Below are 12,819 nucleotides of genomic sequence, written 5' to 3'. Positions count from 1 at the left end.
GGGTTGGCAGTTGGCGGGTCGGGGGTGGGGCGGGGGTTACTGGGCGTCGGTCTCGTTGCGGTAGACCATGAGCTTGGCGTCCTTGGCGACGTAGTAGTTCTGGACGGAGTAGGCGATGGTGGCGAAGTCCAGGCGGCCGTCGCCGTTGAAGTCGGCGGTGGCGATGCGGGCCACGGACTCGTCGGAGACCCGCCACTTGGCCCAGACGCCGTTCTTCAGGTCGATGGCCTTGTAGTACATGACGCCCTGCCAGGGCCACGGGCCGCGCAGGGCGACCAGGAACTCGTCCTCGCCGTCGCCGTCGAAGTCGGCGGTGACGATCTGGTGTCCGGGGCCCTCGCCGTTCTCGTTCGGGTCGCCGTAGACGTCCAGCAGGACGCGGTTCCACTCGACGTCCTCGGGGCGGCCGTCGGTGGCCTTGGTGTAGACGGCGACGGTGTTGCCGTGGAAGGGCTCCACCGCGGCGACGTAGCCCATGGCGTCCTCGCCCATGCGGCCGACGTTGAGGTCGCCGCTGCCGCGGAAGCCGGTCTGCTCGAACTGGGTCAGTTCGCCGGTGCCGATGAGCTTGCGGACCCACTCCTTCTTGTTCTCGTCGTAGAACATCCAGGTGACGCCCTCGTCGGAGGCCAGCAGGAGGGACTCGCGGTCGGAGCCGGGGATGAGGCCCTTCTTCTTCTCGGCGCCGTGGATCATGCGGAAGTGGCAGTCGTCGATGACCGTCATCGGCCACTCCTCGGCCGTGTGCACGTCGTCGGGCTGGGTGAAGAGCACCACCGGAAGGACGGCGTGGACGTCTTCCTTGGCGACGATCGGCAGGCCGATGATCTCCAGGCGCTCGGTCTGGGTGAAGTAGCCGGCCCGCAGGCGGTGCATGCCGGTGGCGCGGCCCACGTAGTGCCTCTTCCAGCGGGACTCGTCCTTGTCGGGGCTGCCGGGGTTCTCCAGCCAGTCGATCTTGCCGCCCTGGGTGTTGGCGTCCTGGATGGTGCCGATGGGGCCGTAGAGGTCGTAGCAGAGGATGATGTCGGGGTGGCCGTTGCCGCTGACGTCGGCGTAGTCGGCGCCGACCGGCATCTTGATCTTGTCGGCGACCAGGCGGCGGGTCCACTTCTCGTCGTTCTGGTACCAGTAGACCTCGCCCAGGCGCAGGCCGTAGCCGAACAGGTCGGGCTTGTTGTCGTTGTTGAGGTCCGGGGCCTCCAGCCAGTATCCGTCGCGCAGCTGGTCGGCGACGAGCTCGGGGGTGAACTTCGGGGCGCGGAAGGCGGACAGCGAGTTGGCGGTCATGGTCGGTTCTCCTTGGGGTGTCGTGGGGCGCGGCGGCCGGAAAGGGGGGTGCGGTCGGGGTCAGGGGGTGGGGCGGTGGTATTCGACGGCGAGCCAGACGCAGTCGGTGTCGGCGTAGTACTGGTGCCAGGGGTAGTGGTAGGAGCCGTCGGGGCGGGTGGCGCAGAACGGGTCGGGGGTGGTGTAGCCGGGGCTCATGCGCAGGTCCTCGTAGAGGCGGGTGTGGTCCTGTGCGGTGAACTTCTGCATGCGGCCCAGGCCGTGGACTTGGGTGTGGACTTCGATGAAGTCGTGTTTGTTGTGGATGTGGCAGTCGGTGCCGGCCGGGGCGTACCAGAGGTTGACCTTGACCTGGAAGTCCTGGGGGCGGGTGGGCTGTTCGGTCTCCTTGAGCAGGTGGGCGGGGTCGAAGCGGACGGTGCCGGCGTGGTCCTGGGGGCTTTTGTACAGCGGGGTGTGGCGGGGGAAGGGGGCCGTGCCGGTGTCGGCGCTGGTGCTGGTGGTGGGGGGCAGGAGGTCGGCGAGGAGCTGCCAGCCCGGTTCGGCGGTGATGGCGCTGACGGGGGTGTCGAGGTCGGTGCGGAGCAGGATGAGGGTGTCGGCCTCCTCGATGCGGGTGTCGCGCAGGATGGTGGAGGACAGGGGCGGTATGGCGGTGCGGGGGCTGTGGCTGAGGGCGACCTGGCGGGGCTGGGGGTTGACGACGATGGCGGTGCCGTCGACGGCGTAGTGGCGGGCGTTGGTGACGAGGGTGGCCTGCACGTGCGGGCCGGAGAAGTTGAGTTCGGTGGTGGTGTTGGGGGCGAGGGAGCTGTGGCGGGGGTGGGTGGTGGTGTGCATGGCGGGTGCCTCCTGCCGGGTCGTTCTGGCCGGGTCGTTGCGGGGTGCGGGTCTCAGGCGCGGGCGAAGGTGGCGGTGCGGGCGAGTTCCGCGGACAGCTCGTCGATGGGGGTGGCCGGGATGAACTGGTCGGGGGCGGGGCTGTCGCCGAAGTAGTGGGCGATGGCGTCGACGGTGCGCTCGGTGGCGCGGCCGTCGCCGTAGGGGTTGGTGGCGTTGGCCATGCGGTCGTAGGCGCCGGGGTCGCGCAGGAGTTCGCAGGCGGCCTGGACGATGCCGCCGGTCTTGGTGCCGACCAGGCGGGCGGTGCCGGCGACGACGGCTTCGGAGCGCTCGGTGACGCTGCCCAGGACCAGGGTGGGCTTGCCGAGGGCGGGGCCTTCCTCCTGGGCGCCGCTGCTGTCGGAGACGATGAGGTCGGCGCGGCGCATGAGCTTGCTGAAGCACAGGTAGGACAGCGGGTCGACGATGGTGATGTTGGGGTGGTTGCCGATGCGGGGCAGCAGGGCGTCGCGGACGACGGGGTTGCGGTGCAGCGGGATGACGACGCGGACGTCGGGCTCGTCGGCGATGCTGGCGAAGGCCTCGGCGATCTGCGGCAGGTCCGGCCAGGCCTCGCGGCGGTGGGCGGAGGCCAGGACGACGCGGCGGTTGTCGCTGTCGAGGTCCTCGATGGCGGCGGAGCCGTAGTCCTCGGCGCGGTCGCTGGCCCAGCGCAGGGCGTCGATGACGGTGTTGCCGGTGACGACGATGGTGTCGTCGGCGATGCCCTCGCGCAGCAGGTTGGCGCGGTTGCCCGGGGTGGGGGCCAGGTGCAGGGCGGAGACCTGGGCGACCAGGCGGCGGTTGCCCTCCTCGGGGAAGGGGGAGTTGAGGTGGCCGCTGCGCAGGCCGGCCTCGACGTGGATGACGGGGATCTGGTGGTGGAAGCCGGACAGGGCGCCGGCCAGGGTGGTGGCGGTGTCGCCGTGCACGAGGACCGCTTCGGTCTTCAGCTCCTTGAACACCTCGCCCAGGCCCTGCAGGGAGCGGGAGGTGACCTGGGACAGGGTCTGGCGCGGGGCCATGATCTCCAGGTCGATGTCGGGCTTGAGGCCGAAGGCCTCCAGGGTCTCGTCGAGCATCTGGCGGTGCTGGCCGGTGGAGATGACGGTCGGGGCGAAGCGCGGGTCGTCCTTCAGGGCGCGGATGACCGGGGCGAACTTGATGGCTTCGGGGCGGGTACCAAGGACGACGGCTACGGAACGCATGGCTTTTATTCCTTTTCTGAGTCAAGGGGAGGGAATTGAAGGGGTTTTGTTGAAAGGCGCGGCATCGGTTTTCGAAGGGATGCTCATCGCGCCGGGCTCAGGGCGGCCGTCCCGTTCGGTGCCGGGCGGCTCTTTTGTTTCTCCTGCCTTCGGGGGTTTCTTTCGGTGTCCCTTCCGGCACTAGATATCTTTCCTGTGAGCTAGTTCTGCGTCAATTGAGCTTTCTCCCGCCGGTTGCACGGGAGTTGGACACCGGTTGCACGCGGTGACGCCTTTTCCGCGCGCGGCGCCCCCGTTTTCCCGCGTAAAGGGGCGCGGACATGCGAGAACCCCCGTGCCCGCGGGGCGGGCACGGGGGTTCTCCCCGGGTGGTCGGGCGCCTGGGCGGCGCGGTGGCGCGGCCTTCGCGCGCGGTGCTCAGGCGCGGACGATGGCCAGGACCTCGTCGCGGACGCGGGCCATCACGGCGTGCTCACGGGCCTCGACGTTCAGGCGCAGCACGGGTTCGGTGTTGGAGGCGCGCACGTTGAACCACCAGTCGGCGCCGCTGACGGTCAGCCCGTCCAGTTCGTCCACGCTCACCCCCGCGCGGCCGCGGTAGGCGGCGTGCAGGGCCGCCAGGCGGGCCTGCTGGTCGGTGACGGTGGAGTTGAGCTCGCCGGAGCCCGCGTAGCGGTCGTAGGCGGCCACCAGGGCGGACAGGGGGCCGTCCTGGCCGCCGAGGGCGGCCAGGACGTGCAGGGCGGCCAGCATGCCGGTGTCGGCGTTCCAGAAGTCGCGGAAGTAGTAGTGCGCGGAGTGCTCGCCGCCGAAGATGGCGCCGGTGGCGGCCATTTCCTGCTTGATGAAGGAGTGGCCCACCCGGGTGCGGACCGGGGTGCCGCCGTTCTCCCGTACGACCTCCGGGACGGTCCAGGAGGTGATCAGGTTGTGGATGACGGTGCCGGAGCCGCCGTTCTTCGCGAGTTCGCGGGCGGCGACCAGGGCGGTGATCGCCGACGGGGAGACCGGGTCACCGTTCTCGTCGACGACGAAGCAGCGGTCGGCGTCGCCGTCGAAGGCGATGCCGAGGTCGGCGCCCTCCTCCCGGACACGCTCCTGGAGGTCCACGATGTTCGCCGGATCCAGCGGGTTCGCCTCGTGGTTGGGGAAGGTGCCGTCCAGCTCGAAGTACATCGGTACGAGCGTGAGCGGCAGGCTCTCGAAGACGGTGGGCACGGTGTGGCCGCCCATGCCGTTGCCCGCGTCCACGACCACCTTCAGCGGCCGGATCGCGGTGAGGTCGACCAGGGAGAGCAGATGGGCCGCGTAGTCGGCCAGGGTCTCGCGGCGGGTGATGGCACCGGCCGCGGTGAGCGAGGGCGGCGCGCCCTCGCGCAGCCAGCGCTCCACCAGGGCACGGATGTCCGCGAGGCCGGTGTCCTGGCCGACCGGGGCGGCGCCCGCGCGGCACATCTTGATGCCGTTGTACTGCGCCGGGTTGTGCGAGGCGGTGAACATCGCGCCCGGCAGGTTCAACGCGCCCGAGGCGTAGTACAGCTGGTCGGTGGAGCACAGGCCGATCTGGGTGACCGCGCAGCCGCGCAGGGCCGCGCCCTGGGAGAAGGCCAGGCACAGCGCGGGTGAGGAGGGCCGCATGTCGTGCCCGACGACGAGCGCGGTCGCGCCCGTCACCTGCACGAAGGCGGCGCCGAACAGCTCGGCCAGGGACTCGTCCCACTGCTCGGGGACGGTGCCGCGGATGTCGTAGGCCTTGACCAGGCCCGACAGGTCGGCGCCTGCGGCGGCGGTGCGCGCGGCCGCCGCAGCGGCGGGCGGGGCGGGGGGCGTGGCGGGGGTGGCTGAGGTGAGGGACAAGGGGGGCCTCCGGTTCGGGGGGCGGAGCGGGATGTGCAGCAGGAAGCCGGGCGCGCGGTCCGCGAAGGGTGCGGCTGCGCGCCCGGCAGACGGGCCCCCGCCGCCGGGGGCGGGGCGGGGGCGTGGGCAGGGGCGGGGCGTGGGTGCGGGGCGCGGGCGGCTAGCGGCTAGCGGCTAGCGGCGGGGCAGTTGGACCGACAGGGAGTGGCGGAAGAAGTCGGTGGGGTCGTAGCGCTTCTTGACCTGCTGCAGCCGCGGGTAGTTGTCCTTGTAGTAGAGCCGCTGCCAGGGCACGCCGGAGGTGTTGCGCTCAGGGTCGGCCACGTCCCGGTCGGGGTAGTTGATGTAGCAGCCGTCGGTGCGCTCGTCCAGGACGGGCACTCCCCCGGTGCGGGCGAAGAAGTCCTCGTACAGGCCGCGCGCCCAGCCCAGGTAGAAGTCGTCGTCCTTGGGGTCGGACCAGAAGGTCTGGAAGCACATCTTGAACGCGGAGCTGCGCTGGGCGTTGGCGGTGGCGTCCGGGGCCAGGGCGTTGACCTGGCCGCCGAAGGAGAACAGCACCAGCATGGTGTCGGGGTTGTGGAAGTCGGCGCGGGTCATGTGCTTGTAGAGGGCGGCGACCTGGTGGTCGGTGAAGTTCTTGCGCATGTAGCCGGACTTGTGGGCGCCGCGCGAGGTGGGGTTGGTGATGGTGGGGTTGTCGGTGCCGACCAGGCGGGTGGCCTGCAGCCAGGGCATGCGCCGCGGGGTGTGCAGGCCGGGCATGGCGGGCAGTTCGCCGTTGCCCCGGGCCAGCGACCTGGGGCTGAGGCCGGTGCCCGCCAGGACCGCGCCCAGGAAGTTGTCCAGGAGGCCTTCGGCGCCCTCGACGGTGGCGTCGACCTGGGTGAACATGCCCAGGCTGCCGTGCGCCTTGGCGCTGACGTTGAACAGGCTGCTCAAGTGGCGGTAGGGGGAGGCGGGGGCGCTGTGCTCCTCGTGCCAGGCGCCCCAGTTCTTCAGCAGCCGCGTGAAGCGGGTCTCGTTCAGCTGCTCCCAGGGCAGGTCGACCGCGCTGACCAGGACGGTGGAGGGCGGCTTGAGCAGCTGGTCGGCGGGCTCGGTGCCGCGCGCGTCCGGAGAGCGGAAGAAGTAGCGGGTGATGAGGCCGAAGTTGCCGCCGCCGCCCCCGGTGTGGGCCCACCACAGCTCCCGGTGGGGGTCGTCCTGCTCGCGGGTGGCCACCAGGGTGCGGGCCTTGCCCTTGGCGTCGATGACGACGACCTCGACCGCGTACAGGTGGTCGGAGACCAGGCCGTGGGCGCGCGAGAGCAGGCCGTAGCCGCCGCCGCTGACGTGCCCGCCGGCGCCGACGCTGTAGCAGATGCCGCCGGGCACGGCCACGCCCCAGCCCTTGTAGAGGGTTTCGTAGACGTTGAGCAGGCGGGCGCCGGGCTCGACGGTGAAGGCCCGCATCCGCTCGTCGTAGCCGACGGCCGTCATCTGGGAGAAGTCCAGGATGACTTCGGTGCCGGGGTGGGCGGCGAAGTCGGCGAAGCAGTGGCCGCCGCTGCGCACCGAGATCCGCTTGTTGTCCTTGAAGGCCTGCTGCAGGGCCGCCTCGGCGTCCGCGGCCGAGGTGATCAGCTTGATGTAGTCGGGTCTGGCCACGAACCGCTGGTTGTTGCCGGTGGTCAGCAGCGGGTAGCGGGCGTCGTCGGGGCGTATGGTCGCCCCGGCCGCCCGCGGGGTGCGCGCGGCCCCGGCCGCGGCGGCCGGGGCGGCCAGCAGCGCGGGGGCCACGGCGGTGGCGGCGACCGCGGCCCCCGCGACCGCGGCGCCGCGCCCTATGAGCGTGCGGCGATCGACATCGTTCATCGTCAGCTACCTCGTCTTTCGAGAGCTCGTCACGGGCCGGTGCCCAGCGGGCGGGGCCCGGGAGCGGACCGGCCCGGCGGCTGCCGGGCCGGAACACTTCACCTGCGAAGGAACACAGGAAGGAACACGGAAGGGACAGGAAGGGGGACGGGAAGGGAGACGGGCAGGGGGCGGGGGGTCAGGCGGGGGCCTGGGCGGCCGGGGCGCTCACGTCCTGCGGCTGCGGCCCGCCGGGCCCGGCCGCGCCCCCGCGGCCCCGGTCCTGGTCCTGGTCGTGGGGTGTGCGGCGGTCGCGGCGGTCCAGGCGCACCGAGTACACCGCCACCGCCAGGGCGCCGGCGGCCAGGACCGCGCCGATCCAGTTCGGCGCGGTGTACCCCAGGTCGTGGTCGATGGCGAAGCCGCCCAGCCAGGCGCCGATGGCGTTGCCCAGGTTGAACGCGGCGATGTTGGCCGCCGAGGCGAGCGCCGGGGCGCCGTCGGCCTTCTGCAGCACCCGCATCTGCAGCGCGGGCACGGTGGCGAAACCGGCGGCGCCGAACAGGCCCAGGGTGATGGCCGCGGGCACCTGCGCGTGCGCGGTGAACACGAAGATCACCAGGACGACGCTGAGCGCGGCGAGCGACACCGACAGGGTGCGCATCAGCGCGCGGTCGGCGAGGCGGCCGCCGACGACGTTGCCCAGGCATAGGCCGACGCCGAAGATGACAAGCAGCCAGCTGACCGCGCCGTCGGAGAACCCGGCGACCTTGGTCATCATCGGGGCGATGTAGGTGAAGGAGGCGAAGACCGCGCCGAAGCCCAGGGCGGTCACCGCAAGGGCCAGCCACACCTGGCCGCGGCGGAAGACGGCGATCTCGCTGCGCAGCCCGCCGGAGTCCTCCCGCGGCTGGGGCGGCACCAGGGCCAGGATGCCCAGCAGGCCCAGCACGCCGAGCCCGGTGACCACCCAGAAGGTGGAGCGCCAGCCGAAGTGCTGGCCCAGGAAGGTGCCCATCGGCACCCCCAGGACGTTGGCCACGGTCAGCCCGATGAACATCAGCGAGATGGCGCGGGCCTTGCGTTCGGGCGCCACCAGGTTGGCGGCGACCACCGAGCCGATGCCGAAGAACGCGCCGTGCGTCAGGGCCGCCACCAGACGGCCCGTCATCAGCAGGGCGTAGCTGCCGGCGACCGCGCACAGCAGGTTGCCGAGGATGAAGACGGCCATCAGCACGGCCAGCATGGTCTTGCGCGGCAGCCGGTTCCCGGCGGCGGTCATCAGCGGGGCCCCGACGACCACGCCGAGCGCGTAGCCGGTCACCAGCAGACCGGCGGAAGGGATCGAGACGCTGAGATCGTCGGCGACCTCCTCCAGCAGGCCCACGATCACGAACTCCGTGGTGCCGATGCCGAAGGCGCCTAAAGCCAGCGCCAGAAGGGCGATGGGCATCTAACTCTCCTTGTTGTGGTGGTGCCAGGTGTGGGCGCGCACACCGCGTCCCGGATGGTCCTCGAGCAGGGCCCGCAGCCGTCTGCGGCCGCGGTGCAGCCGGGAGTTGACCGTGCCGGACGGGATGCCGACGGCCGCGGCGATCTCCTCGTAGCGCAGGCCCTCGACGTCGGCGAGGTAGACCACGATCCGCAGCGCCGCGGGCAGCGACCGCATCGCCTGGCTGATCGCCGCGTCCGGGATGCGGTCGACGACCTGGGCCTCCACCGAGGCGAGCCCCGCGGAGGCGTGGGAGGCGGCGCACGCCTGCTGCCAGTCCTCGATGTCGGGCACCGGCGCGAACAGCGGTCTGCTCTTCTGGCGCCGGTAGGAGGTGAGGAAGGCGTTGGTCAGGATGCGCGACAGCCAGGCCCCCAGACTCGTGCCGGGGCGGAACTGGTGGAAGCCGCGGTAGGCGCGGGTGTACGTCTCCTGCACCAGGTCCTCGGCATCGGCCCGGTTGCGGGTCAGCCGCAGCGCGTAGGCGTACAGGCGGGCCCGGTGGGCCAGCGCGTCGCGTTCGAAGCGGGCCGTGCGCTGCTCGGCCGTCTCCGGCCCCGGCGCGGCGGGGCCCGGTGCGGGCGGCGCCTTCGCCGCCCGCACCGCATACCAAGGGCCCGGCGGCCGCGGGGGGCCGCTCGGGCCGGGGAGGGTGCTGGTGCCGCTGCGTGCCGCGGCGGACGCGGGCTGCGGATCCATGGTGCGCTTCCTTCGGTACGGGAACAAGGGGCGACTGCGGGACTCCGGTACGTCCGTCCGGGGCCTTGGGCGTCTGAAGAGATCTGGGGGCTTGGAGGTCTGGGGGCTTGGGGATCTGGGGCTTGGCCGGTGGTGAAGGGGCGGTGCGTCCGCGACGGGGGAGACTCCGGACGCACCGCCGGTCTCTTCTCCTGCGGCGGCGCCGGGGACGGTCCGCGGCCCGTGAAGGGCGCGAACGGCCGCCGCACTCCGCTCCCCCGCTCCCCCGCGTCCGGGCAAGGACCGGGAAGCGGCCGCGGTGACTGCGGGGGCGGTTTCCCCGGCGGCTGCGGCTAGGCGGAGTGGCTGTGCTCGAGGCTGTCGGCCAAGTGCTGCCAGGCTCTGGCGCATTCGGCGGCAGCCGCCGCGACCATGCCCGCCCGGTAGGGGGGCACGGCGGCGGTGACACGTCTGAACTGGGCGGGCAGATGCATCTCCAGCAGGCGCAGCAGCAGCCGCCCCGTCTCGCTCTGGCGCAGCGAGGGGTCCTTGCACAGGCTGGCGAACACCCGCTCCAGGCCCGGCCCCTGCCCGCCCGCCGCCCGGGCCTCCTCCCCGGCCCGCTCCCGCCCGGCGGCGGGCGGGCGCTCCGGCGCCGGGCCGGGCTCGGGCCGGTCCTGGGGGGCGGGCGCCCGCAGGGCCGGGGGCAGCGGGTCCTCGCCGCGCTCCAGGCGGGCGCGGACATCGCGCACGGTGCCCGGGGAGACCCCGGCGCGGCGCGCGATGTGCCGCAGCGAGGCCCGCGGCTCCTGGCTGATGAGCCGGCTGGCCGCCTGCCGCCCCGCCGCCGGGTCCACCGGGCGGAACTTGCCGTCCTGGCCCACCCGGACCGCGGGGGCCTCGCCTGGCGGCAGGCCGCGCCGGCGCAGGGCGGCGACCGTCTTGGGGTCCAGGCCCGCGACGGCGGCGATCGCCCGGTCCGACCAGGTGGCGTGCGTGATGATGATGCGGGCGGCGGCCGCGGCGCGTTCGGCCAGCGTCAGCGGCATGCCGTGGGCGATGTTGGTCTCCACCGCGACGACGAAGGCGTCCTCGGTGCTGCCGTCGAAGTAGGTGACCTCCACCAGTTCGCGCTGTTGCATCAGCGCCGCGCGCAGCCGGTGCATGCCGTCGATGACCCGCATCGTCTCGCGGTGCACCAGGATCGGCGGCAGCACCGCGCCGCAGGCGCCCAGGGTCCGCGCGTGCTGGAGGTTCTCCCCGATGCGCGGTGAGTCGGCCGGCCGCAGGATGCCGATGGGCACCTGGTGCACGGCCTCGTCCAGGACCGCCCCCGCGCCCGGAACGTCCCCGCCGCCGGGCGGGCCCGGCAGGTGCGGCAGGTGCGGCCGGAGCGCAGGGCCGGGGCCTTCCGGGATCCCCGCATTCCCCAAGTTCCCCAAGTTCCCCAGGTTTCCCGGGTCTTCCGGCCCTTCTGGCCCTTCTGATTGCTCTGGTTGCTCTGGTTGTTCTGGGATTTCTGGTCCTTCTGGGATTTCCGGAATTCCTGGGTCTTCTGGGTCTTCTGGCGGTTCTGGGTTTTGGGGGATTTCTGGGTTTTCCAGGGGGGTGGCGCCCATGCTCGGTGCACCTCCTTCACAAGGGGGTCTGAACCGGCGTCGGCGGTGTGCGCGGTGCGGCCCGCCGCTGGCCCGGGGGATGCCCCGTCCAGCACCCCCTGACCGTACATAGCTGCCGTTCGGTTTTCCCGTGCCCGGCGGGCCCCGCGGCGCGATCTGGGCAAGTCGTCCGCGGGGCCCGCCGGCGGCGCCCTGTGCGGGCGGGGCGGGGGTGTGCAACCGGGGAAAGTCCGCGGTTGCACACCCCCGCCGGGGGCAGCCCCCGGTGTGCGGCCGGGGCCCGGCTGCCCGGGGTGGGGTCAGGCCGCGGAGGCCAGCGAGTGCTGCGCCACGAAGTCGCGCAGCCAGGACCGGAATTCGGGGCCGAGGTCCTCGCGCTCCCAGGCCAGGCGCACGGTGGCGCGCAGGTAGTCGGAGCGGTCGCCGGTGTCGTAGCGCCGGCCGCGGAAGACCACGCCGTGCACCGGCCCGGCCGTCCGGGTCGCGGCCAGGGTGCGCAGCGCGTCGGTGAGCTGGATCTCGCCGCCGCGGCCCGCTTCGGTGCCGCGCAGCGCCTGGAAGATCTCCGGGGCGAGCACGTAGCGGCCGATGACCGCGTAGTTGCTCGGCGCGGTGCCCGGTTCCGGCTTCTCCACCAGGTCGGCGATGGCCACGACGTCGCCGCCGGCGCCGGGGTGCAGGCGGGCGCAGCCGTACAGGTGGGTCTGGGCGGGGTCGACCTCCATCAGGGCCACGACGCTGCCGCCGTGCCGGGCGTGGACCTGGGCCATCTGCGCGAGCAGCGGGTCGCGCGGGTCGATGAGGTCGTCGCCCAGGAGCACCGCGAAGGGGTCGTCGCCCACGTGGCGGGCCGCGCACAGCACGGCGTGGCCCAGGCCGCGCGGGTCGCCCTGGCGGATGTAGTGGATGTCGGCGAGGTCCGTGGGTGCGCTGACCCGCTGCAGCCGGTCGGTGTCGCCCTTGCGGCGCAGGGCTTCCTCCAGCTCGTGGTTGCGGTCGAAGTGGTCCTCCAGGGGCCGTTTGTTGCGCCCGGTCACCATGAGGATGTCGGACATTCCGGCGGACACCGCTTCCTCGACGACGTATTGGATAGCGGGTTTGTCCACGACCGGAAGCATTTCCTTGGGCGTGGCCTTGGTCGCCGGGAGGAATCTGGTGCCCAGGCCCGCGACGGGAACAACTGCCTTGGTAATACCGACAGACGCGACATTCATGGGATTCACGCTATGGGCGTGCCGCGGCGGCGTGGAAGCAATGGGTGGCGGGGTGCGGCGACTTCGGCAATTGTGCGGGGTGGTGTTGTGGTGGGTGTTCTCGCCGCCCGTCTAGACTGCGCTGCTCCGGATGGTTTTTTGACGGCGGCCGCGGCGGGCGGGGCGGCCGGCACCGAGCGCGGGAGCGGGTACGACGTGAGGGCTGAAGCGGCCGGGCGGCGCGGCGGGCAGCAGGTGCCCTCCATGGAGCTGGCGCAGCTCGCGGCGCGGCTGTGTGCCGCGCTGGATGCCACCACCAACAGCAGGGTGGCGCAGTACGGGCTGACCCGCGCCGACTACGACGTGCTGGCCGCGCTGCGCGGGGCGGACGGGCTGCGGCTCAAGCCCACCGAGCTGGCGGCCCGCTGCCGGCTCTCCTCGGGCGGCACCAGCAATGTGCTGCGCCGGATGTCGGAGTCGGGCTATGTGGTGCGTGAGGCGGACCTGGCCGACGGGCGCAGCGCCTGGGCGCAGCTGACCGAGGAGGGGCTGCTGATCACCGCGCGGATCCAGGACGCGGTCGCGGCCGTGCAGGAGCGCCGTCTGGCGCTGCTGCCGCCGGGTGCGGTGGACGCGCTGTCGGCGCTGCTCGCCCAGGCCGCCGACGTCCTCGAGGCCCCCGAATAGCCCCTGAACAGCCCCGGCCCCGGCCCCGGGCGGCCCGCGCCGGGCGGCCCGGCGCGGGCGGGACGGGGGCGGGGCTG

At 72.6% G+C, this 12,819-nt stretch carries 10 protein-coding genes; 1 reads left to right on the top strand and 9 read right to left on the bottom strand.

What is annotated here, in order from left to right; genetic code table 11:
• Positions 1-36: 36 nt before the first annotated feature.
• The 9 genes from IG74_RS0142255 to galU all read right to left on the bottom strand — a co-directional run bounded on the left by IG74_RS0142255 (position 37) and on the right by galU (position 12,076).
• Positions 37-1,290, bottom strand: a complete 1,254-nt coding sequence (locus tag IG74_RS0142255) for an FG-GAP repeat domain-containing protein (protein WP_030688622.1) — start codon at positions 1,288-1,290, stop codon at positions 37-39.
• 60 nt (positions 1,291-1,350) lie between these two features.
• A complete protein-coding gene (locus tag IG74_RS0142250) occupies positions 1,351-2,130 on the bottom strand; it encodes a hypothetical protein (RefSeq protein ID WP_030688618.1) in 780 nt (259 codons plus the stop codon).
• Between the two features lie 53 nt (positions 2,131-2,183).
• On the bottom strand, positions 2,184-3,380 hold the full coding sequence (gene wecB, locus IG74_RS0142245; protein ID WP_030688616.1) for a non-hydrolyzing UDP-N-acetylglucosamine 2-epimerase: 1,197 nt from the start codon (positions 3,378-3,380) through the stop codon (positions 2,184-2,186).
• Positions 3,381-3,797: 417 nt separating this feature from the next.
• Positions 3,798-5,150 (bottom strand): phosphomannomutase/phosphoglucomutase, encoded by a 1,353-nt coding sequence (locus IG74_RS0142240; RefSeq protein ID WP_030688614.1) that lies wholly within the window; start codon positions 5,148-5,150, stop codon positions 3,798-3,800.
• A gap of 261 nt (positions 5,151-5,411) precedes the next feature.
• On the bottom strand, positions 5,412-7,094 hold the full coding sequence (locus tag IG74_RS0142235; RefSeq protein ID WP_030688612.1) for an FAD-dependent oxidoreductase: 1,683 nt from the start codon (positions 7,092-7,094) through the stop codon (positions 5,412-5,414).
• A 178-nt stretch (positions 7,095-7,272) separates the two neighbouring features.
• A complete protein-coding gene (locus IG74_RS0142230; RefSeq protein ID WP_078869552.1) occupies positions 7,273-8,526 on the bottom strand; it encodes an MFS transporter in 1,254 nt (417 codons plus the stop codon).
• Positions 8,527-9,264, bottom strand: coding sequence for a sigma-70 family RNA polymerase sigma factor (locus tag IG74_RS0142225; protein ID WP_078869550.1), 738 nt, complete (start codon positions 9,262-9,264; stop codon positions 8,527-8,529).
• A 332-nt stretch (positions 9,265-9,596) separates the two neighbouring features.
• Entirely contained in the window at positions 9,597-10,676 is a 1,080-nt protein-coding gene (locus IG74_RS0142220; RefSeq protein WP_234334636.1) for a ParB/RepB/Spo0J family partition protein, read from the bottom strand.
• A 485-nt stretch (positions 10,677-11,161) separates the two neighbouring features.
• A complete protein-coding gene (gene galU, locus IG74_RS0142215; RefSeq protein WP_030688603.1) occupies positions 11,162-12,076 on the bottom strand; it encodes a UTP--glucose-1-phosphate uridylyltransferase GalU in 915 nt (304 codons plus the stop codon).
• Between the two features lie 195 nt (positions 12,077-12,271).
• Between galU and IG74_RS0142210 the strand changes: the two genes are divergently transcribed.
• Positions 12,272-12,742, top strand: coding sequence for a MarR family winged helix-turn-helix transcriptional regulator (locus IG74_RS0142210; RefSeq protein ID WP_234334635.1), 471 nt, complete (start codon positions 12,272-12,274; stop codon positions 12,740-12,742).
• Positions 12,743-12,819 lie beyond the last annotated feature (77 nt).

Source organism: Streptomyces sp. NRRL B-1347, from assembly GCF_000720325.1.
Taxonomy (GTDB): Bacteria; Actinomycetota; Actinomycetes; order Streptomycetales; family Streptomycetaceae; genus Streptomyces.
Note: the sequence above shows the minus strand (reverse complement) of the source record. Positions and strands in the feature narration are given on the sequence as shown.

Bases quoted from the DNA above. Each gene is read 5' to 3' on its own strand.
- IG74_RS0142255 (WP_030688622.1), bottom strand. From the start codon at position 1,290: ATGACCGCCAACTCGCTGTCCGCCTTCCGCGCCCCGAAGTTCACCCCC.
- IG74_RS0142250 (WP_030688618.1), bottom strand. From the start codon at position 2,130: ATGCACACCACCACCCACCCCCGCCACAGCTCCCTCGCCCCCAACACC.
- wecB (WP_030688616.1), bottom strand. From the start codon at position 3,380: ATGCGTTCCGTAGCCGTCGTCCTTGGTACCCGCCCCGAAGCCATCAAG.
- IG74_RS0142235 (WP_030688612.1), bottom strand. From the start codon at position 7,094: ATGAACGATGTCGATCGCCGCACGCTCATAGGGCGCGGCGCCGCGGTC.
- IG74_RS0142230 (WP_078869552.1), bottom strand. From the start codon at position 8,526: ATGCCCATCGCCCTTCTGGCGCTGGCTTTAGGCGCCTTCGGCATCGGC.
- IG74_RS0142225 (WP_078869550.1), bottom strand. From the start codon at position 9,264: ATGGATCCGCAGCCCGCGTCCGCCGCGGCACGCAGCGGCACCAGCACC.
- galU (WP_030688603.1), bottom strand. From the start codon at position 12,076: ATGAATGTCGCGTCTGTCGGTATTACCAAGGCAGTTGTTCCCGTCGCG.